At 71.0% G+C, this 20368-nt stretch carries 16 protein-coding genes; 9 read left to right on the top strand and 7 right to left on the bottom strand.

Features of this window, described 5'->3' with window-relative positions; all coding sequences use genetic code 11:
* The first annotated feature begins 13 nt into the window (after window positions 1-13).
* From ACWCPF_RS24180 to ACWCPF_RS24165, 4 genes are all read left to right on the top strand, one after another.
* Window positions 14-835, top strand: coding sequence for an SDR family NAD(P)-dependent oxidoreductase (locus tag ACWCPF_RS24180; RefSeq protein ID WP_451047148.1), 822 nt, complete (start codon window positions 14-16; stop codon window positions 833-835).
* A 50-nt stretch (window positions 836-885) separates the two neighbouring features.
* Window positions 886-2697 (top strand): beta-glucuronidase, encoded by a 1812-nt coding sequence (gene uidA / locus ACWCPF_RS24175; RefSeq protein ID WP_451047147.1) that lies wholly within the window; start codon window positions 886-888, stop codon window positions 2695-2697.
* Window positions 2698-2729: 32 nt separating this feature from the next.
* Complete coding sequence (locus tag ACWCPF_RS24170; RefSeq protein WP_451047146.1) at window positions 2730-4049, top strand: MFS transporter; 1320 nt, start codon at window positions 2730-2732, stop codon at window positions 4047-4049.
* 63 nt (window positions 4050-4112) lie between these two features.
* Window positions 4113-6785 (top strand): family 78 glycoside hydrolase catalytic domain, encoded by a 2673-nt coding sequence (locus tag ACWCPF_RS24165; protein WP_451047145.1) that lies wholly within the window; start codon window positions 4113-4115, stop codon window positions 6783-6785.
* 47 nt (window positions 6786-6832) lie between these two features.
* Here ACWCPF_RS24165 and ACWCPF_RS24160 read toward each other — a convergent pair whose 3' ends face one another.
* Entirely contained in the window at window positions 6833-7453 is a 621-nt protein-coding gene (locus tag ACWCPF_RS24160; protein ID WP_451047256.1) for a TetR/AcrR family transcriptional regulator, read from the bottom strand.
* Window positions 7454-7876: 423 nt separating this feature from the next.
* Between ACWCPF_RS24160 and ACWCPF_RS24155 the strand changes: the two genes are divergently transcribed.
* The 4 genes from ACWCPF_RS24155 to ACWCPF_RS24140 are packed head-to-tail and all read left to right on the top strand — an operon-like array spanning window position 7877 to window position 12993.
* Window positions 7877-9469, top strand: a complete 1593-nt coding sequence (locus tag ACWCPF_RS24155; protein WP_451047144.1) for an ABC transporter substrate-binding protein — start codon at window positions 7877-7879, stop codon at window positions 9467-9469.
* Between the two features lie 10 nt (window positions 9470-9479).
* Entirely contained in the window at window positions 9480-10424 is a 945-nt protein-coding gene (locus ACWCPF_RS24150; RefSeq protein ID WP_451047143.1) for an ABC transporter permease, read from the top strand.
* Window positions 10421-12181, top strand: coding sequence for an ATP-binding cassette domain-containing protein (locus ACWCPF_RS24145; RefSeq protein WP_451047142.1), 1761 nt, complete (start codon window positions 10421-10423; stop codon window positions 12179-12181). Before ACWCPF_RS24150 ends, ACWCPF_RS24145 begins: the two co-directional genes overlap by 4 nt.
* Window positions 12178-12993, top strand: coding sequence for an ATP-binding cassette domain-containing protein (locus ACWCPF_RS24140; protein ID WP_451047141.1), 816 nt, complete (start codon window positions 12178-12180; stop codon window positions 12991-12993). Before ACWCPF_RS24145 ends, ACWCPF_RS24140 begins: the two co-directional genes overlap by 4 nt.
* Window positions 12994-13013: 20 nt before the next feature.
* Here the strand turns inward: ACWCPF_RS24140 and ACWCPF_RS24135 are convergent, their stop codons facing one another.
* On the bottom strand, window positions 13014-13952 hold the full coding sequence (locus tag ACWCPF_RS24135; RefSeq protein WP_451047140.1) for a zinc-binding dehydrogenase: 939 nt from the start codon (window positions 13950-13952) through the stop codon (window positions 13014-13016).
* Between the two features lie 156 nt (window positions 13953-14108).
* Between ACWCPF_RS24135 and ACWCPF_RS24130 the strand changes: the two genes are divergently transcribed.
* Window positions 14109-14732, top strand: coding sequence for an acyl-CoA-like ligand-binding transcription factor (locus ACWCPF_RS24130; RefSeq protein ID WP_451047139.1), 624 nt, complete (start codon window positions 14109-14111; stop codon window positions 14730-14732).
* A 75-nt stretch (window positions 14733-14807) separates the two neighbouring features.
* Here the strand turns inward: ACWCPF_RS24130 and ACWCPF_RS24125 are convergent, their stop codons facing one another.
* The 5 genes from ACWCPF_RS24125 to ACWCPF_RS24105 all read right to left on the bottom strand — a co-directional run bounded on the left by ACWCPF_RS24125 (window position 14808) and on the right by ACWCPF_RS24105 (window position 20188).
* Window positions 14808-16196, bottom strand: coding sequence for an aminomethyl transferase family protein (locus tag ACWCPF_RS24125; RefSeq protein WP_451047138.1), 1389 nt, complete (start codon window positions 16194-16196; stop codon window positions 14808-14810).
* Window positions 16197-16406: 210 nt separating this feature from the next.
* Window positions 16407-17333: a LacI family DNA-binding transcriptional regulator gene (locus tag ACWCPF_RS24120; protein ID WP_451047137.1), complete on the bottom strand. Its 927-nt coding sequence runs from the start codon at window positions 17331-17333 to the stop codon at window positions 16407-16409.
* Window positions 17334-17413: 80 nt separating this feature from the next.
* Window positions 17414-18316, bottom strand: coding sequence for a bifunctional 5,10-methylenetetrahydrofolate dehydrogenase/5,10-methenyltetrahydrofolate cyclohydrolase (locus ACWCPF_RS24115; protein ID WP_451047136.1), 903 nt, complete (start codon window positions 18314-18316; stop codon window positions 17414-17416).
* A 94-nt stretch (window positions 18317-18410) separates the two neighbouring features.
* Entirely contained in the window at window positions 18411-19319 is a 909-nt protein-coding gene (gene purU, locus ACWCPF_RS24110; protein ID WP_451047135.1) for a formyltetrahydrofolate deformylase, read from the bottom strand.
* Complete coding sequence (locus tag ACWCPF_RS24105; RefSeq protein ID WP_451047134.1) at window positions 19316-20188, bottom strand: methylenetetrahydrofolate reductase; 873 nt, start codon at window positions 20186-20188, stop codon at window positions 19316-19318. Before ACWCPF_RS24105 ends, purU begins: the two co-directional genes overlap by 4 nt.
* Between the last annotated feature and the right edge of the window lie 180 nt (window positions 20189-20368).

The following is a 20368-nucleotide window of genomic DNA, read 5'->3' as shown; positions in this document are numbered from 1 at the left end:
CGGAGGACACACCGTGCAGGTATCCGTACCCGACGTCTCCGCCAAGTCCCTGGCCGAACTCGTCTCGCTGTCCGGGCGGCGCGCCGTCGTGACCGGCGCGGGCCGGGGGCTCGGCCGGGCGATCGCCGAGCGGCTGGCCGAAGCGGGAGCCGACGTGCTCGTCGCGGACATCCGGGACGATCTGGCCACCGCCGTCGCCGAGGACCTCGGCGGCCGGGGCCCGGGCCGGGCCCTGGCCGCCCGGCTGGACGTCACCGACCCCGACAGCGTCGTGGCCGTCGCCGACCTCGCCGTCCGAGAGCTGGGCGGGATCGACGTCTGGGTGAACAACGCGGGGGTGTTCCCCAGCGTTCCCGCGCTGGAGATGTCCGGCGAGGCCTTCGACGAGGTGTTCGCCGTGAACACCCGCGGGGTCTTCCTCGGCTCGCGGGAGGCCGCCCGCCGGATGAGCGAGGCCGGGCACGGGGGCGTCATCGTCAACGTCGTCTCCACGGCCGGGTTGCGTGGGACGGCCCCCGGGCTCGCCGCGTACGTCGGCTCCAAGCACGCGGCGCATGGTCTCACCCGTCAACTCGCCCTGGAATTCGCCCCGTTCGGCATCCGGGTGCTGGGCGTCGCGCCGACCTTCGTGCCGACCGAGGGGAACATGGCGGCGGCCGCGGCGGCCGGCGTCCCCCTGGACTCCGAGGCGATCCTGTCCGTGATGCGGCCGGGGCCGCTCGGCCGGCTCGGCGTGCCCGACGACATCGCCCGGGTGGTGCTGTTCTGCGCCGGCGACCTCTCGGCGTTCATGACGGGCAGCACGCTCCTCGTGGACGCCGGTGAAACGATTTAGCGCGCGTCGTGCCGCCCACCCCGACCGCCCCGACCCCCGGTAGGAACCTCATGCTCTCGCCCCGTACCACCCCCACCCGCGACCTCGTCGGCCTCGACGGACTGTGGCGGTTCGCTCTCGGCACCCGGGCCGGCGCCGCCCCCTGGGCCGCACGGCTCGCCCCGCCGCTCGAAGCGCCCGTGCCCGCCAGCTACAACGACCTGTTCGTCGACCCGGAGATACGCGACCACGTCGGCGTCGTCTGGTATCAGCGCGAGGTGCGCGTACCGCGCGGCTGGTCCGACGAGCGCGTGGTGCTGCGCTTCGGGTCGGTCACCCATGCCGCGCAGGTCTATGTGGACGAACGGCTCGTGGCCGAACACACCGGCGGCTACACGCCGTTCGAGGCGGACCTGACCGGCATCGTCGAGCCCGGCGCCGAGTTCCGGCTGACCGTCGGCGTCGACAACCGGCTGACGAACGTGACCATCCCGCCCGGCACCGTCACCACCGGCCCCGACGGCCGCGAACGGCAGTCGTATCTGCACGACTTCTACAACTACGCGGGCATCGCGCGCCCGGTCCGGCTGTACAGCACCCCGAGGACGTTCGTCGAGGACGTCACCGTCGTCACCGGCCGGGACGGGGCGGCCGGCACCGTCGGCTACGCCGTGGAGACCGCCGGCGAGCACGCCGACGCGGTCACCGTGCGGGTGCGCGCGGTGGACGAGGCGGGCAGAACCGTCGCGGAGGGACACGGCGCACAGGGCGTCCTGCGCATCGAGGACGTCACGCTCTGGCAGCCGGGTGCGGCCTATCTCTACGACCTGGTCGTGGAGTTGGTCTCGGACGGCGAGACCGTGGACAGCTTCGCCCAGTCCTTCGGGGTTCGTACGGTCGAGGTGCGCGGCACCGAATTCCTCATCAACGGGGAGCCGTTCTACTTCACCGGCTTCGGCAAGCACGAGGACACCCCCGTACGCGGCAAGGGCCACGACGACGCCTACCTCGTCCACGACGTCCAGCTCATGCAGTGGACCGGCGCGAACTCCTTCCGCACCTCCCACTACCCCTACGCCGAGGAGGTGCTGGACTTCGCCGACCGCCAAGGCATCGTGGTCATCGACGAGACGGCCGCCGTCGGCCTCAACCTGGGGGTCCAGGGCGGGCTCACCGGCATTCCGCCGACCCCCACCTTCGCGCCGGAGAACTTCGGCGGGACCACCCGGGACGTCCACGCGCAGCATCTGCGGGAGCTGATCGAACGGGACAAGAACCACCCGAGCGTGGTGATGTGGTGCATCGCCAACGAGCCGGCCTCCAACGAGGAGGGCGCGCGGGAATACTTCGAGCCGCTGGTCGAGCTGGCCCGCAAGCTCGACCCGACCCGGCCGCTCACCTACGCGGCCGTCATGTTCGCGACGGCGCAGAACGACCGGATCGGCGACCTGTTCGACGTCCTGAGCATCAACCGCTACTACGGCTGGTACCTCTTCACCGGCGATCTCGCGACGGCCGAGGGGTATCTGGAACAGGACCTGCGCGGTTGGGTCGAGCGGTTCGGCAAGCCCGTCATGATGTCCGAGTACGGCGCCGACACGCAGCCCGGCCTGCACTCCGTCTGGGACGCCCCGTGGAGCGAGGAGTACCAGAGCGACTTCCTCGCCATGTACCACCGGGTCTTCGACCGCATCCCCGAGTTCGTCGGCGAACACGTGTGGAACTTCGCCGACTTCCAGACCTCGCCCGGCATCCACCGCGTCGACGGCAACAAGAAGGGCGTGTTCACCCGGGACCGAAAGCCCAAGTCGGCCGCGTTCGCCCTGCGCCGACGCTGGTACGGCCTGGACGGCCACAAGCCCGGCCGGACGACGGCCGACTGACCACCTGCGGCTCATGTGACAAAGGAATCCTCATGCCCCAAGACGACGGGGATGTCAGCGTGGTGATCCCCTCTCCCCCGGTGTCATCGCAGGACCCCGCCGAGATCGAGGCGCCGCTGCCGAAGGTCGGCCGGGACTACCTGCTCTGGCTGATGGCCGCCGGCTTCGGCAGCTCCCTGGCCCTGATGGTCCCCCTCTCCTACTCGCTCGCGGTGCGGATCGACGACCTGGCGCCCGGCCACGAGGAACAGCTCGGTTATGTCACCGGGTCCGCGCAGTTCCTCTACCTGGTCCTGAGCCCGCTGATCGGCCTCTGGAGCGACCGGACCCGTTCCCCGCTCGGCCGCCGGACCCCGTTCATGATCGGCGGCGCCCTGCTCGGCACCGTCGCGCTCGTCGGGGTCGCCCTGGCGCCGTCGGTCCTGCTGCTGGGTCTGGCGTGGACCGTCGGCATGCTCGGCTGGGCCACGACCGGGCAGGCGGTCCAGAACGTCCAGGCGGACCGGGTGCCCGAGGAGCAGCGCGGCCGGGTGTCGGCGCTGACCAGCGTCATGACCCAGATCGCCCCGGTGATCGGCATCGGTCTCGCCTATGGGGTGGCCTCCAGCACGTTCCTGGTGTTCCTGGTCCCGGGTGTGCTGGGCGCCGCCCTGGTGATCCTGTTCCCGGTGTTCAAGCCCGAGGGCGACTCCCGCGCGCTCGTGGCCGCCGACGGCGTGACCCTGCGGAGCATGGTCGCCAGCTACGGCTTCAGCCCGCGCAGGTATCCGGACTTCGGCTGGAACTGGCTCGGCCGTTTCGTCTTCTTCATGGGCCTGTACTTCAACACGGCCTTCGGGACGTTCTTCTACGCGCAGCGGCTCGACCTGCCGGTCAAGGAGGTCGCCGGGATCGTGGCGGTCATCGGGACCATCGGCGTGGTGGCCGCGGCGGGCGGCGCCATCGGGGGCGGTTTCCTCTCCGACAAGCTCGGCCGGCGCAAGCTGTTCGCGCTCATCGGCTCCGCGGTGTTCGTCGCCGGGGCCGTGACCGAGGCGTTCGCCCACTCGCTGCCCCAGTTGGTGGTCGGCGCGGTGCTGATGCAGTTCGCCATCGCGGTGTTCAGCGCCGTCGACCAGGCGATCGTGTTCGCGATCCTGCCGGACCGGGCCGAGGCCGGCCGCTATCTCGCCGTCGTCGGTTTCGCGCAGAAGATCCCCAGCGCGGTCGCCCCGCTGATCGCCCCGCTCGTCATCACCCTCGGCGTCGAAGACGGCGGCGAGAAGAACTACACCCAGCTCTATCTGATGGGGGCGGTCCTGGCCCTGGTCGGTGGCCTGATCGTCAAGTTCAAGATCAAGTCGGTCCGTTAGCACCGGCTCCCGGCCGCCGCCCCGACAGACATCCCGTCCCGCCGAGTCCCGAGAAGGCACCGCATGCGCAACGCACCGTACGACCTCAGCATCGACAGCGGCGGTGACGACTTCCCCGTATCCGGGCCCGCGCCCCGGCTGTCATGGAAGCCGCCGTCGGGCGCGGCACACGCGGTGGCGTACGAGGTGGAGTGCACCGTCGACGGCGAGGCGCGGCCCGCGGTGCGCGTCGCCGTCGGTGGGCACCGGTTCCTCCCCTGGCCGTGGGCGGCGCTGGACAGCGGGCGCCGGGTGGCCTGGCGGGTCCGGGCGCTCGGCACCGAGGTCGGCGACGACGATTCGACGTGGTCACGGTGGCACGCGTTCGAGACGGGTCTGCTCGCCGCCGACTGGGAGGCCCGCTGGATCAGTCCCGCCGAGTCCGGCGATCCGGGATACGGCAACCGGCCCGCGTACGTGCTGTCGGCCCGGTTCGAGGCGCGGGCCGGGGTGCGTTCGGCACGGCTGTACGCCACCGCGCTCGGGGTGTACGAGGCTTACGTGAACGGTGTGCGCGCCGGTACGGCCGAGCTGTCGCCGGGGTCCACCTCCTACGACCGCACGCTGTACGCCCAGGCGTCCGACGTCACGGCCGCCGTCGAGGCGGGTGCCAACCGGTTCGAGATCGTGCTGTCCGACGGCTGGTACCGGGGTCAGGTGGGCGCCTTCCGCCTCCCGGCGGGCTGGGGCACGGTGCCCGGCGCACGGGCCGAGCTGCACATCCTCTACGAGGACGGCGTACGGCAGGTCGTCCGCACCGACGGGACGTGGACGAGTGCGGAGTCGGCCATCACCCGGGCCGACCTCATGGACGGGCAGACCACCGACTTCCGGCTGCTGCCCGGGGACGGCGGGCCCGTCCTCGTCGACCAGGTGGAGGCGCCCGAGGTCGACTGGTCGCCGGCGCCGCCGGTGCGCGTGGTCGAGTCGCGGCCCGCACGCTCGGTCGAACAGGTCGCGGACGGCGTGTGGATCGCCGACTTCGGCCAGAACGCCTCCGGTCGGATCGCCCTGGGCGACCTCGGGCCGCCCGGCACGCGCACGGTCGTCGACCACGGCGAGCATCTCGGCCCCGACGGCGACCTGACGACCGCCCATCTGGACTCCTCGCGCCCCGGCCAGGCCCCGATCCCCTTCGTCCAGCGCGACGAGGTCGTGTCCTCGGGTAGGGGCGAGACGTTCGAGCCGCGCCACACGGTGCACGGTTTCCGGTACGTCCGGGTCCGCCGCGAGGGCGCCCCGCTCGACCCGGCGAGCCTCGTCATGCGGGTCGTCCACTCGGACCTGCGTCGCACCGGCGCCTTCGGCTGCGGGCACGCCGATCTCGACCGCCTCCACGAGATCGCCGAGTGGAGCTTCCGCGGCAACGCCGTCGACGTACCCACCGACTGCCCGACGCGTGAACGTCTCGCCTGGACCGGCGACTACCAGGTCTTCGCACCCACCGCGACCCGCCTGTACGACGTGCTGGGCTTCAGCCGCAAATGGCTGCGCTCGGTCCGCGACGACCAGCTGCCCGACGGCCGGATCGCCAACTTCTCGCCCGACGGACGCCGTATCAAGCACCACCTCGACGACCAGTTCGCCATGATGACCGGCTCGGCCGGCTGGGGGGACGCCGTCGTCGCCGTCCCGTGGGAGCTGTACGAGTCGTACGGCGACCGGGCGGTCCTGGCCGAGAACTGGGAGGCGATGGTCGGCTGGGTCGAGTGGGCGCTCGACACGGCCCGCACCGCCCGCCATCCCACCCGTATCGAACGCTCGCCCGAGCCGCTCGCGCACGAACAGTACGTGTGGGACGGCTCCTTCCACTGGGGCGAGTGGACCGAACCGAGGGCGAAGGCGCACGACGGCACTCCCATCGACCCCGTCAAGGACGATCCCGTCGCCTGGTTCATGGCCGACAAGGGCGAGATCGGCACGGCGTACCTGTACCGCTCGACGGCGACCCTGGCCCGCGTGGCGCGGGTGCTGGACCGCGCGGCGGACGCGGAGCGCTACGCGGTGCTCGCCGAGCGGGTCCGGGAGGCCTGGCGTACCGAGTTCCTCTCCCCCGACGGACGCACCACCGGCGACACCCAGGCCGGCTATGTGCGCGCGCTGTCCCTCGGGCTCGTCCCCGACGCGTTGCGCGAGGCCGCCGCCGGACGGCTGGTCGAGCTGATCCGCGCGGCCGGCACCCATCTCGGCACCGGCTTCCTCGCGACCGGCGAGCTGCTGCCCGTGCTCGCCGACAGCGGTCATGCCGACGTCGCCTACGAGTTGCTGCTCCAGCGCACCGCGCCGTCCTGGCTGTACATGCTCGACGGCGGCGCGACCACCGTCTGGGAGGACTGGGAGGGCGTCGACGGCGCCGGCATCGCCCACGAGTCGCTGAACCACTACAGCAAGGGTGCGGTGGTCCGCTTCCTGCACACCCACGTTCTCGGGCTGCGCCAGGCACCGGGGTCGATCGCCTGGGAGTCCTTCGAGGTCGCGCCCGTGCCGCACCCGTCGGTGCCGTGGGCCCGGGGCACGCACGAGTCGCCGCAGGGCACGATCGCCGTCGAGTGGCGGACGGACGGCGACGAGCTCACCGTCGCGGTCGACGTCCCGGCGGCCACCACCGCTCGGATCGTCTTCCCCGACGGCACGACCGTGGGCCCGCTCCCCCGCGGCGGCTTCACCGCCTTCCGCCGCATGGGGAAGGCGGATTGAGACGCCCGTACAGCGATCCCGGGAGCGTCAGGGGAGGGCGCCGGGTCTCATGCTTCGCCGCCCCGTTCGGCAGCGGCCTGCGGGAAGGTCATGCTCATGAAGGCCCGGATCGGGCCGACGATGTCGAGATCCTGGTCCAGCGCCCACTGCAACTGCAGGCCGTTGAGCACGGCCTGCAGCAGGGTGGCGGCGTGGTCGGGGGCGAGCGCCTCGTGCAGTTGCCCCTGCCCGGCCTTCACGCGCATGCCGCGAGCGAACTGATGGCGTCCCCAGGCGTAGCGCTCCGCGAAGTAGTCGTGCGCCGGATGTTCCGGACGTGAGGCCGCCGCCGCGAGTTCGATCCACAGGCGCATCAGCTCGAGGGCCTTCTGGTGGTGGAGCAGCAGGTCGCCGAGGTACGGCGTCAGATGGTCCATGTCCGGGACCCGTGACTCGGCGTACTCGCGCTCCTCGTTGTCGCGTTCGGCGAGCACGGCGGCGAGCAGGTCGTCCTTGTTGCGGAAGTGGTGCAGCAGTCCGGCGTGGGTGATGCCGGCCCGCTCGGCGATGTCCCGCAGGGAGGCCTTCGCGAAGCCGTGTTCGGCGAAGCTCTCGCGCGCCGCCCGGACGATCTCCGCCCGTCTGGCCGGGGTCTTGGTGTACGGGCCGCGGGTCTTGGCCTGGGTCACAGTGCGCATCCTCTTCCCGACTCCCGGGGCACGATTCTGAAAACCTTCCAAGGCATAGCTTTTCACGGTCTGCTCGGAGTGTGGGCTGTGACCGCCGCGAACACAAGGGCCGGGGCACGGCGATTTTCCGCCAGATAACGCTCTGGTCACGAACGCGGTCCACACTCTTCCCGCGCCCGCCACCGGGGCTTACCTTCCGAATGAAATTCGACCACGTGGTAACTGTTCGCGCGGCAGGACGCAGCGGCGGATCCGCAACCACCGCAGCGGCCCTGTTCACCACCGCATGCCGGCCTCACCCAGGGCTCCGCCGCACTCCCCCACGCGTGCATCGGCCGGCCCGGGCAGGCATCCGTGCACGACCGCACCGACCTACCGACCAACGCCTCGGCTCTTCAGGTTCCAGGACGAAGGAATCCACCCATGCGCATCCGCTCCTCGCATTCCAGGCCCGGGCCACGGCCGCGCCGGCGCTCGCAGGCGCTGGCCGCCGTCGCGGCCGTCGCCCTGCTGGCGACCGCCACGACGGCGTGCGACAGCGCCCCGGCCGCGACGTCGGGCTCCGGCGCCGACGCGACCCTCGCGCTGTCCATCCTCGGCACGCCCAACTCGTTCGACCCGGCCCAGCTGATCGAGGGTCAGTCGACCTACGTCTGGGACTCGATCTTCGACACGCTCCTGCTCGAGGACAACAAGGGCGAGCTGCACCCCGGCGCAGCGCAGAGCTGGGCGTACTCCGCGGACGGCCTCGCCCTGACGCTGAAGATCCGCCCGGGCATGAAGTTCAGCTCGGGCGACCCGGTGGACGCGAACGCGGTGAAGGCCACCCTGGACCGGATCCGCTCCACGCCCGGGCAGAGCCAGCTGTCGCTCGCCGCCGTCTCCTCGGTCGAGACGCCCGACGCCTCCACGGTCGTCCTCAAGCTCTCCCGGCCCGACGCCTCGCTGCTCGGCGCCCTGTCGACGGCGCCCGGGGTGATCGGCGACCCGAAGACGATGGCCGCCAAGCGCACCGCTCTCAACCCGGTCGGCTCGGGCCCGTACACCCTCGACACCAAGACCACCGTCAACGGTTCGGTGTACGTCCTCAACCGGCGTGACGACTACTGGAACAGGAAGGCGTACCCCTTCAAGACGGTCAAGATCCGCGTGATCACCGACCGGACCGCCTCGGCCAACGCCCTCAAGGCGGGCCAGACCAACGCCGGCACGGCCGAGGTCTCGCAGCTGTCGGCGCTCAAGGCGGCCGGCTTCCGGATCACGCATGTGGAGGCGACCGCGGGCGCCTATCTCGTCCTCGGCGACCGCGCCGGCACCAAGCTGAAGCCACTGGGCGATCTGCGCGTGCGCCAGGCCATCAACATGGCCTTCGACCGGCAGAAGATGGTCACCCAGGTGCTGCAGGGCTCCGGCAAGGCCACCGACCAGCTGTTCAACCCGAAGGGGAAGGCCTACGACGAGGCGCTCAACGCCAAGTACCCCTACGACGTCGCCGGGGCCAAGAAGCTGCTCGCCGAGGCCGGCTACCCGAAGGGCTTCTCGGTGACCATGCCGAGCCTTGTCTTCACCAAGCCCTTCGAGCCGCTGTTCACGCAGGCACTCGCCGACATCGGCGTCAAGGCGACCTGGGAGCCGGTGCCCGCCCAGCAGACCACCTCCGCCGTCGCGTCGGGCAAGTACCCGATGTTCCTGCTGGTGGAGGGCCTCGCCTCCGACGCGATCATGACCCGCAGCTTCTACACCCCGGCCGGCTTCCGCAATGTCTTCCACACCACCGACCCGAAGCTGACCGGGCTGCTCGACCAGGCCGCCAAGGAGCTCGACCCGGCGAAGTCCGCCGGGATCTACCGGCAGATCAACGAGTTCGGCGTCGAGAACGCCTGGCTGTCCCCCGTCTTCTACCTCGGCAGCGACTGGGCCACCAAGAAGGGCATCGCCTACCTCGGCGACGGCTCCTCCACGATGTCCACCGTCCGGCAGTTCGGCGTGGCCGGCTCGTCGCGGTCCGGCGGGTGAGCCGCCCCTCATGACGCTCTATGTGCTGCGTCGCCTGACCGCGGGCCTCGTGCTCGCGGTCCTGGTGACCATGATCACCTTCCTGCTGCTCAGCACGTCCTTCGACGACGTGGCGAGCAGCGTCCTCGGCAACGGCGCCACGCCCCAGCAGGTGCTCGCCCAGAAGACCCGGATGGGCCTGGACCGGCCCCTGGCGGTCCAGTACGTCGACTGGCTCTCGCACTCCGTGCGCGGTGACCTCGGCACCTCCTACTACACCAGCGAACCGGTCCGCTCCGCGATCACCGCCCGGCTCGGCGTCACCCTGTCCATCGTCGTCGTCGCGCTGCTGGCCACCTCCGCCATCAGCGTCGCCCTCGGGGTGGCCGCCGCCGCGCGCGGCGGCGCCGTCGACCGGTTCGCGCAGGCCGCCGCCATGACCGGCTATCTCGTCCCGAGCCTGCTCGTCGCCATCGCGCTGGTGTACGTGCTGGCCATCAAGCTCCAGATGTTCCCGGCCACCGGCTACACGGACTTCGGCGAGAGCCCGGCCCGCTGGGCGGCAAGCATCGCCATCCCCGTGGTCGCCCTGATGATGGGCGGGGTCGCGAGCCTGACCTCGCAGATCCGCGGCGCGATGATCGGCGAACTGCGCAAGGACTACGTCCGTACCCTGCGCACCCGGGGCATCCCCACCCGCTCCATCGTGCTGCGCCACGCCCTGCGCAACTCCGCCGGGCCGGCCCTGACGGTGCTGTCCCTGGAGTTCATCCAGATGCTCGGCGGCGCACTGATCGTCGAGCAGATCTTCGCGCTGCCCGGCTTCGGCCAGTACGCGTTCAACGCCTCCCTGCAAGGCGACGTGCCGATCATCATGGGCATCAGCCTCTTCGGTGTGCTGCTCGTCGTGGCCGTCAACCTCGTCGTCGATCTCCTCAACGGCTGGCTCAACCCGAAGGCGAGGATGACCAGTTGACAACGCCGAACCCGAACGCGCGCCGCCGGTCGACCCTGCGGCGGCTGCTCTCCGATCCCCAGGCCGTCGTCAGCGCGGGCCTGCTGATCGTCGTCGTCCTGCTCGGACTGCTCGCGCCCGTCCTCACCGACCACGGCGCCAACGAGGCGAACCTGGACGCCGTCAACGCCGGCGTCGGCGACCACGGCTATCTGCTCGGCGGGGACAAGAGCGGACGTGACATCTACGCCAGGCTCCTGTTCTCCATCAACACGAGCGTGGTCTCGGCGCTGCTCGGCGCGAGCATCGCCCTGGCGATCGGGATCACGTCCGGGCTGGTCGGGGGGTACTTCGGGCGGCGCGTGCGCGGAGTCACCGAGTGGCTGTTCAGCCTGATCATGACCTTCCCGGGGCTGCTCCTGCTCATCGTCCTGATGCCGGTGACCAAGGGCGACTACAAGGCCACGATGCTGATCTTCGGGGTACTGCTCTCCCCCGGCATCTACCGCCTCGTACGCAACCTCGTGCTCGGTGTGAAGAACGAGCTGTACGTGGACGCCGCCCGGGTGTCGGGACTGCCCGACCGGCGCATCCTGCGACGGCATGTGTTCACCGTGGTGCGCGGGCCGGTGGTCATCGCCACGGCGTTCCTCGCGGGTTCCTCGATCGCCGTCCAGTCCGGCCTGGCCTTCCTGGGCGTGGGCTCGAACACGGTGCCCAGCTTCGGCGCGATGATCTCCGAGGGGTTCTCCAACCTGTACGAGGAGCCGTCGCAGTTCCTGTGGCCCAGCGTCATGCTCGGCATCATCACCGCCTCGCTGGTGCTGCTCGGGAACGCGCTGCGGGACGCTCTGGAAGGCGGCCGTCCGAAGCCGGTCCGCATCGTCACCGCCACCGGGTACCGGCCGCCGGCCACCCAGACGTCCTCAGGCTCCGGACTGCTCACCGTCGAGGACCTGGCCATCGCCTATCCGACGCCGACCGGCGAACTGAAGGAGGTCGTCAGCGGCGTCACCCTGAGCGTCTCGGCCGGGGAGACCCTCGGTCTCGTCGGCGAGTCCGGCTCCGGCAAGACGCAGACCGCGTTCGCCGTGCTCGGGGTGCTGCCCGCGGAGGCGGTCGTCACCCGCGGTTCGATCCGGCTCGACGGCCGCGAGCTGCTCGGCCTGAGCGAACGCGAACTGCGGGCGGTGCGCGGGACGTCCATCGCGTACGTGCCCCAGGAGCCGATGTCCAACCTGGACCCGTCGGCCACGGTGGGCGCCCAGCTGGTGGAGGGCGTGCGCGCCGCGACGCCCATGTCCAGGACCGAGGCCCGGGAGCGGGTCCTGGCGCTGCTCGCCCGGGTCGGCATCCCCGAACCCGAGCGCACCTTCCGCTCGTATCCGCACCAGATCTCCGGCGGCATGGCCCAGCGGGTCCTCATCGCGGGCGCCGTCGCCAGCCGTCCCCTGCTGCTCATCGCCGACGAACCGACCACCGCCCTCGACGTCACCGTCCAGGCGGAGATCCTCGACCTGCTGCGCGATCTGCAGAAGGACCTGAACATGGCCGTCCTGCTGGTGACCCACAACTTCGGTGTGGTCGCGGACAGCTGCGGCCGGGTGGCCGTCATGCGGGAGGGCACGGTCGTCGAGACCGGCGCGACGGAGGAACTGTTCGCCGCACCCCGCCACCCGTACACGCGCGGCCTCCTGGACTCGATCCTCGACGAGACCACCCTGCGCACCGACCCGCCGGCCGCCTCCGTGGGCGCCCTGGAGAAGGAGTCCCGATGACCAGCCTGCTGGAGGTGAGCGACCTGCGCGTGGCCTACCCCGGACGGGGCTTCAGGGCCCGACCGCACGAGGTGCTCCACGGTGTGTCGCTCACCGTGGGGCAGGGCGAGACCCTGGGCGTCGTCGGCGAGTCGGGTTCCGGCAAGACGACCATCGGCCGGTCGGTGCTCGGCCTGGCCGCGCCCAGCGGCGGCACGGTCCGCTTCGGGGGCCACGACATCACCCACGCCGGACGCAGGGAACGACGTGCGCTGTCCCGGGACATCCAGGTGGTGTTCCAGGACCCGTACTCCTCCCTCAACCCGGCCCTGACGATCGGCGACATCCTCAGCGAGCCGCTGGTCGTGCAGGGCATCGCGCCGGGTGCGGCCCGGCAGCGGGTCGCGGAACTCCTCGACCAGGTGGGGCTGCCGGGGGACGCGGCGCAGCGGCAGCCCCGGGAGTTCAGCGGCGGCCAGCGGCAGCGCGTCGCCATCGCCCGCGCGCTGGCGCCCGCCCCCCGGCTCATCGTGTGCGACGAGCCCGTCTCCGCGCTCGATCTCACCACCCAGGCCCGCGTTCTCGAACTCCTCGTCGACATCCAGCGGCGCACCGGGGTCGCCTACCTCTTCATCTCGCACGACCTGGCGGTCATCCGGCACATCAGCCACCGGGTGAGCGTCATCCACCGGGGCGACATCGTCGAGACCGGACCGGCGGGCGAGATCACCGCGAGCCCCGAACACCCGTACACGCAAAGGCTGTTGCTCGCCGCACCGGTCGCGAACCCGGCCGAACAACGCCGCCGGCGCGCGGCCCGGCAACACCTGTGACCGAACGAGAAGAGCTGAGATCAGCCGAAGAGGGCGACCAGTCTGCCGATGACCTCGCCGCGCTCGAGGCGGCCGATCCCGTCGCCGATCTCCTCGAACGCGATCTCGGTGATGCGCGAGGTGAGCCGGCCCTCGGCGACCAGGTCGAGCACCGCCGCGCAGTCCTCCTTCGTCCCGGCCTGCGAGCCGACGAGCTCTACCTCGTTGAGGGTGAGCGCCTGCAGGTCGATCTCGGCCCGGGCGCGGCCGAGGCCGACCTGGACGATGCGGCCGCCCCGGCGGACGGAGTGGATCGCGCCGTCGGTGGTCGTCCCGAAGCCGGCGAAGTCGATCACGACGTCGAGGTCCTCTCCGGCGAAGTCGGTGATGTCGTTCGCGACCTTCGCGGCGCCGATCGACCGGGCGAAGTCGTGGACGCGCTCGTTCTTCTCGGCGACGAACACCGTCGCCCCGAGCGCCAGCGCGACCTGGGCGCCGAGCGAACCGAGCCCGCCGAGGCCGATGATCCCGACCCGGGATCCGGCGGTCACCCTCCCCTGCACGGAGACCGCGTGATAGGAGGTGAGACCCGCGTCCGTGGCGGCCGCCGCCTGGTCGAACGGCACCCCGTCCGGCAGCGGTACGACGAGTCGTTCCAGCACCACGACCTCGTCCGCGAAGCCGCCGTTCTTCGAGGTGCCCGGCCCTTCGATGGCCGCGGGGATGACGACCCGCTGACCGACGGTGAACTGGGTGACGTCCGATCCGACGGCGGCGACGACGCCCGCGATCTCATGGCCGAGGGTGATCGGACGGAACGGCAGCAGCGCCGTCAGCGTGCCGTCGAGGAACCCGACGTCACTGTGGCAGAGCCCGGCGGCGCGGACGTGCACGACGAGTTCGTCCGCGGCCGGCGTCGGCGTCGGCACCTCGTTGAGGGTGAGGGGTGCTCCGACTTCGGTGAACTGCCATGCGCGCATCGTTGGCTCCTCGGACATCCGTCTCCCGGCGGGTGGCCGGTGCGGTGGGAATGGGGGTGGGGTGGCGTGCGGTCGGTGGGTGGGCGGAGCGGGTGATCAGCCGCTTCCGGATTAATGGTACCTGGTCCCAAAAATACGCTGCCCTAGGATCGGACGATGACCGACGCCCCCTCCCGCCGAGGACGACCGCCCGCCTCGTCCCGTGAGGCGCTCGAAGAGGTCGCCTTCGAACTCCTCCTCCGCGACGGCTACGAGGCGACGACGGTGCAGGCCATCATGGCCGCGGGCGGCGTCGGGCGCTCGACGCTGTTCCGCTACTTCGGCTCGAAGGCGGGGATCGTCTGGCGCGAGTTCGACCGCGCCGTCGAGCGACTGCGATCAGCGCTCCTCGACGCCGACGACGCACCCGTCATGACGGCCGTGCGCTCCGCGATCGTCCGGTCGACGCGCCTGTCGCAGGAGGCGGCGCCGCACTCCTGGCTGGACCGCTTCCGGGTGCTCGACCAGGACGCCGCGCTCGTCGCGGAGACCGCCGCGCACTGGCGGGTATGGGCCGAGACGGTCAGCGGATACGTGGGCGAGCGCACGGGACTCGATGCGAACGCTCCGGTTCCGGCCGCGATCGGCGGGGCGGTGCAGGCCGCCTACGTCGCCGTGCTCCGGCAGTGGGCCGCGGCGGACAGGATCGGCGAGGCCGTCGACATCGACGAGCTCGACGACGCGCTCCGTCCGGTCACCGACGCGTTCCAAGCGCTCCTCGACGGCGGACGCCGCCCCTGACGGGCAGCTCGCGGGCGGCACGCGCGTCCGCGAGACGCCCACCCGGCCCGGCCGGTCCTGGGCCGCTGGATTGCGTCAGGGCTTGGCGACGTCGGTTCGACGGTTGTCCGTCTTGAAGGGCAGAGCGGACACGGTGGCCCGGATCTCCCGCTGCGGTGTTCCGGGCCTCCCCCACAGCACGGTCACCTCGGTGCCGGGGGTCGTGTACGCGGGATCGATCACGCAGAGGGAGATCATCGCTCGCCGGATCACGCTCAGCGTCCGGCCGGTGGACACTCCCACCGCATCGCCGGACGCCAGAACCTGGTCGAAGCAGGGACCGGCCACGCGAGGGAGTTCCATCTGGTCGGGCGCTTCGTCGTCGCCCAGCAACGACGTCAGGACGCCGCCGACGTCCCGCGCGTTCCACCGCAGGCCGACCAGCACGCGTTCCGGGGTTCCGCTCGCGGCATCGCGAGCCAGGGCGTCACGGCCGAGGAAGTCGCGTTCGGGTATGCCCTTGCGGAACCCCCAGCCGAGTTCGCCCGGCTTGCGGAAGTAGTCGGTCGCGCCGTTGCGGGGAACGAAGCTGCCACCGGGTGTGCCCCTGCGGAACTGCCGGGGCGCGCCCGGGGTGAGGATCGAGGCGGGGAGATAGTCGAGCCCGTTGGTGGCGATGCCGGCCTCGATGTGCTGCACGGGCTGCGACCGCAGACCCAGTTGACGAATGCCGAGGTCCTGCCCGCTCGTCACGACCGCGGACCAGATCTCGTCGGCGTGCTCGGTCGGTCCGTGCAGTTCGTAGCCCAGCTCGCCCGAGATGCCGGTCCGCAACACGCGCACCGGGACCCCGCCGACCCGTGACATCCTGCTGCGGCTGAAGCCGATGTCCGTCAGATCGTCTCCGGTGAGCTTCTCCAACACGTCCAGGGACGCGGGTCCCTGGACGCCGAAGATGAACACGTCCGGGCTGATGTCGATCGCCTCCGCGTCCCAACCGCCCTCCGACAGCTGCCACAAGAGCCAGTCGCAGCTTCCGGCCGTGTAGACGAACTCCTCGACGCCGACTCGGCACAGCACGCCCTCGGAGGCGACCCAGCCGTTCTCGTCGAGCTGCACATGGTGTTTGATCTGCCCCGTCTCGAAGCGGGCGAGGTCCCTCATGCCCAGCCTGCCGAGGAATTCAAGGGCCTGGCGTCCCCGGATGCTCACCTTGTGCAGCGCGGTCCAGTCGCCGATGTAGCAGGAACGGACATGGGCGGCGCTTTCTTCGACCCAGCCCGCATACTCCAGCGGCAGCAGCGTCTGCGCGAAGTAGCCGAAGGCACCCCGCGCGTTGGCCTCGTCCTGGGCCGCGGCCGCGGGGCTGAACAACGGCGGACGCTCCGCCACGAACCGTGCCTCCCGCAGCCCGAGTACCGCTTCGTACGTGCTGCGCTGCCGCGTCATGCCGTCCATGCCGTCCATGCCGTCCATGCCGTCCATGCGACGCTCCCGCTCTGTCTGCGGTCCGATTCCCTCGGCGCTCGCCGACGAGATCACTAGATCGATTTACCTGGGCGTGGCCGAGAATACCGACGCCTTGGAGCGGGCACCGGCCCTCGTCCGCGCCGCACTCTGCACACAATGCGGAACCTCACCGTCGCGACGCACGGCTTGCCTGAACTCCGCCGTCATGCGCGGGCGCGCCGCCGCTCAGGCCGACGCGCGGACGACGATCCACCCCGGCACCGGGGCCAGAGCCCCGATGTCGATGCCGAGGGCGTTGCGGGCCGCGATCCGTCCGAGGACCTCGGCGTCGATATGGACGGTGGTGAGCGCGGGGGTGTACAGCGAGCCGTGCTCGATCTCGTCGAAGCCGATCACGGCCACGTCCTCGGGCACCCGTCGTCCCAGGTCACGCAGGGCCGTGAGGCTGCGCAGCGCGATGTCGTCGTCGAAAGCCGCGAGGGCCGTGACCTCGGGGTGCGCTGTCAGGAACGTCTCGACGGCGACCGCGCCGACCTCCCTGGGCCCCGGCACGACGAACCGCTCCAGGGGTGGGAGTCCGAGCCGCCGGGCGGCCTCCTGGGCGAAGCCGAGGCGGGCCGCGGTCAGCGGGAACTCGTGGTCGGGCAGGGCCATCGCGATCCGGGCGTGCCCCTGCTCCGCGAGATATCCGATCTGCAGCGCGGCGTTGGCGGCGAACCCGTTCTCCCAGTCCTGCTCGTCCGGCGCGTGTCCCGCCAGATAGACCTCGCCGAGCCGTAGCACCGCCCGCGGCACGATCGTGTCCAGGACCTTCTGCGTGGCCTCCGGAATCGCATGTCCGTGCCGGACCAGAAGGATGTGGTCGTGCTCGGCGAGTTCCTCGTCCAGACCCCGGACGTAACTCCGGGAGAAGTTGCCCTCCATGCCCCGGTCGACATTGAGCACGACGATGCGCGAGGAACCCTCGCGCAGGGCGCGGGCGATGCCGTGCGCGACGTACCCCAGGTCCTGGGCGGCCTCCGTCACCCGCTCGCGGGTGGCGGCGGAGATCGTCTGCCGTGGGTCGTCGTTCAGCACGAAGCTCACCGTCGCCCGCGACACTCCGGCCGCCTCGGCCACGTCGCTCAACGTCACCCGGCCGGAACGGCTCATACCGACCCACTCCCTCGTCCCGCTGCCAGAACGGCTTCTTGAACGGCTTCTAGAACGATTAAGCCGTGACAGGCGCGAGTCTACGACGCAGTGGGCCGGTGCAGTGGACAGAGATCCCAACGAGGTCGCCCACGGTCCCACTCGGCCGCCCGGAGGGTGTTGACCAGGAGCATGGCGATCGTCATCGGGCCCACCCCGCCGGGCACGGGGGTGATGCGGCCGGCGATGCCGTCGAGTTCGGCTGCGCGGACGTCGCCGGTCAGGCCGGTGGGCGTGCGGTGGATGCCGACGTCGATGACGGTGGCGCCGGCCTTGACGTGCTCGGGGCCGATGAGACCGCGCACTCCGGCGGCCACCACGACGATGTCGGCGGGGCGGGTGACGGCGGCGAGGTCGGCGGTGAACTCGTGGGCGACCGTGACCGTCGCGCCGCGCCGCAGCAGCAGTTGGGCCAGCGGACGGCCGACGAGCTGCCCCCAGCCGACGACGGCGACGCGCGCACCCTGGAGTTCGACGCCTTCGGCGTCCAGGAGTTCGATGACACCGCTCGGTGTGCAGGGCCGCAATCCGCGCTCGCCGCGGGCCAGTCGGCCGACGCTGGCCGTGGTCAGCCCGTCGACGTCCTTGGCGGCGGGGATCCGGTCGATCAGCGACGCGGCGTCGAGCTTTGCCGGCAGCGGGAGTTGGAGAAGGATGCCGGAGACCTCCGGGTCGGCCGCCAACTCGTCGATGACGGCGGCGACTTGCTTCTGGGTGGCCTGCTGCGGGAGGCGGCGGTGGAAGTCGCGCATGCCGGCTTCGCGGATGGCGCGCCGTTTGGCGGCGACGTAGACGGCACTGGCCGGGTCGTCGCCGACCAGGACGGTCGCCAGTCCGGGCGCTCCTCCGACGCCTACGGCCTCGGCGACCCGTTCGGCGACGAGTTCGGCGACCCGGGCCCGAATGCTCCGGGCGAGCCGCTCTCCGTCGATCATGGTTGTCATGGTGGTGGACCGCCTTCTGCTGGTGAACGACTCACCCGGTCCCCGCTTCGGGCGGGTTTCCCTGGCGGGGCGAGTGGGGCGGGCGATACACGGCTCAGGCGAAGACAATGGTGTGTTTGCCGTTGCGGATGACCCGATCCTCGGCGTGCCACAGCACCGCACGGGAGAGGACGGCGCGTTCCACGTCCGCGCCCCGGCGGGCGAGGTCGGCGGCGGTGTCGGCATGGCTGACCCGCACGACGTCCTGTTCGATGATCGGCCCCTCGTCGAGGTCCTCGGTGACGTAGTGGGCGGTGGCGCCCACCAGCTTCACTCCTCGTTCCTTGGCCTTCGCGTAGGGGCCGGCGCCGATGAAGGCGGGCAGGAAGGAGTGGTGGATGTTGATGATCGGGACGCCGACCTGGTCGATGAACCCGGCGGACAGGATCTGCATGTAGCGGGCGAGGACGACGAAGTCGACGTTGTCCTTGAGCAGGCGCAGGTGCTCGGCCTCGGCCGCCGACTTGTCCGCTCCCATCGAGGGGACGTGGAAGAAGGGGATGCCGAAGCCGCGCACCTCCGCCGCGGTGTCGGGGTGGTTGGAGATCACCATGGCGACGGAGACCGGGAGTTGCCCCTGACGGTGTCGCCAGAGCAGGTCGAGCAGACAGTGATCGGACTTCGAGGCGAAGATCGCGACCCGCTTCGGCACGGACAGGTCGCGCAGGGTGTAGGTGAGCCCGTACTTCGTCACCAGGTCCTTGTCGAAGTCGGCGCGCAGAGCGGGAGTCGCCGCCCGCAGCCCGTCCAGGCCGAAGACGGTGCGCTGGAAGAAGGCGCCGCCCTGCGGGTCGTCGGAGTACTGGTCGAGGGAGACGATGTTGGCGCCGTGCCGGCCGAGGACGGACGTCACGGCCGCCACGATGCCGGTGGCGTCGGCGCCCTGCACGATCAGCGACGCCTGATGCCCCGCTCCGGCCCGGTTCTTGGCCGTGGTGGCGGGTGCGGCCTGTGTGACGGTCATACGAGGTTGTCCTTCCTGAACTGGGCGATCCACTCGGACGTGGCCTGCAGGCCGCCGAAGGTATAGAAGTGGATCTTGATTTCGCCGTGCCGACCCCGGTCGTGGCCCTCCGCCAGCGCACGCAGGAACCTGTCCGGGCCCGCGGTCCCCATCAGATTGGTGATCGACAGGCCGTACTTCTTGGCGATGGACGCGCTGGTGCCGACGCCGAACCGGGCGGCGTACGACAGCAGACGCCGCACCCCGGCCGGGCCGGGGACCCCGATGCGCACCGGGAGCACGATGCCGTGGTCGCGGACCTGTTCGAGCCAGGCGAGGACCGGGTCGACGTCGAAACCGAACTGGGTGATGACGGCGCCGTCCAGCTCCTGAGCGGCGAGGGCCGCGCTCTTGTTCCGCAGCGCCGCCCACAGCGCGTCCCCGGAGATGGCCGGGTGGCCCTCCGGGTAGCCGCTGATGCCGACCTGGCGCACGCCGTACTGCTGGAGCAGGCCCGATTCGATCAGGGCGAGGGAGTCCTCGTAGGGACCCTGCGGGCGGGCGGGGTCGCCGCCGACGGTGAAAACGTTGTCGCAGGCGTCGTCGGCCCGGAGCGCGGCGAGAAACTCCTCGAACTCGGCCTGCGAGCCGAGGCGGCGGGCCGAGAGGTGCGGCACCGGCACGAAGCCGAGGCGCTTCACCGCCCGGCAGGCCTCCAGGCGCAGCTGCGGATTCTCGTTGCCGAGGAAGGTGACGTTGATACGCGTGCCCTGCGGTATCGAGTCCCGGGCCTCCTCCAGCTTGGGCACGTCCTTGCCGGTCATCTCCAGGGAGAAGTCGTCCAGCAGCGATGTGCTCACCGCCGACGGGGCTGTGCTGAGGGGATTCATCGTGCTCCTTGTGCTCCTTGTCGATGAGGGAACGCGGGCGGGAGGCCGCCCGTTCGCCGCGCAAGGTCGGGGAAAGTCGGCCGCGCCCCGTCCGACGGCTCATTGCACTGAACGTTCCCGACCGGTACGGATAGCCCCGTGACCTCCTTCGCGCCGGACTCGATCGTCCTCACCCGCAAG

This window comes from Streptomyces sp. NPDC001858 (assembly GCF_053594615.1).
The sequence above is the reverse complement of the archived record's forward strand: the minus strand, read 5'-3'. Positions and strand labels throughout refer to the sequence as shown.

Coding starts and splice junctions, on each gene's coding strand:
- uidA (WP_451047147.1), top strand. CDS start 886: ATGCTCTCGCCCCGTACCACCCCCACCCGCGACCTCGTCGGCCTCGAC.
- ACWCPF_RS24170 (WP_451047146.1), top strand. CDS start 2,730: ATGCCCCAAGACGACGGGGATGTCAGCGTGGTGATCCCCTCTCCCCCG.
- ACWCPF_RS24165 (WP_451047145.1), top strand. CDS start 4,113: ATGCGCAACGCACCGTACGACCTCAGCATCGACAGCGGCGGTGACGAC.
- ACWCPF_RS24155 (WP_451047144.1), top strand. CDS start 7,877: ATGCGCATCCGCTCCTCGCATTCCAGGCCCGGGCCACGGCCGCGCCGG.
- ACWCPF_RS24150 (WP_451047143.1), top strand. CDS start 9,480: ATGACGCTCTATGTGCTGCGTCGCCTGACCGCGGGCCTCGTGCTCGCG.
- ACWCPF_RS24140 (WP_451047141.1), top strand. CDS start 12,178: ATGACCAGCCTGCTGGAGGTGAGCGACCTGCGCGTGGCCTACCCCGGA.
- ACWCPF_RS24135 (WP_451047140.1), bottom strand. CDS start 13,952: ATGCGCGCATGGCAGTTCACCGAAGTCGGAGCACCCCTCACCCTCAAC.
- ACWCPF_RS24130 (WP_451047139.1), top strand. CDS start 14,109: ATGACCGACGCCCCCTCCCGCCGAGGACGACCGCCCGCCTCGTCCCGT.
- ACWCPF_RS24125 (WP_451047138.1), bottom strand. CDS start 16,196: ATGGACGGCATGGACGGCATGGACGGCATGGACGGCATGACGCGGCAG.
- ACWCPF_RS24120 (WP_451047137.1), bottom strand. CDS start 17,333: ATGAGCCGTTCCGGCCGGGTGACGTTGAGCGACGTGGCCGAGGCGGCC.
- ACWCPF_RS24115 (WP_451047136.1), bottom strand. CDS start 18,316: ATGACAACCATGATCGACGGAGAGCGGCTCGCCCGGAGCATTCGGGCC.
- purU (WP_451047135.1), bottom strand. CDS start 19,319: ATGACCGTCACACAGGCCGCACCCGCCACCACGGCCAAGAACCGGGCC.
- ACWCPF_RS24105 (WP_451047134.1), bottom strand. CDS start 20,188: ATGAATCCCCTCAGCACAGCCCCGTCGGCGGTGAGCACATCGCTGCTG.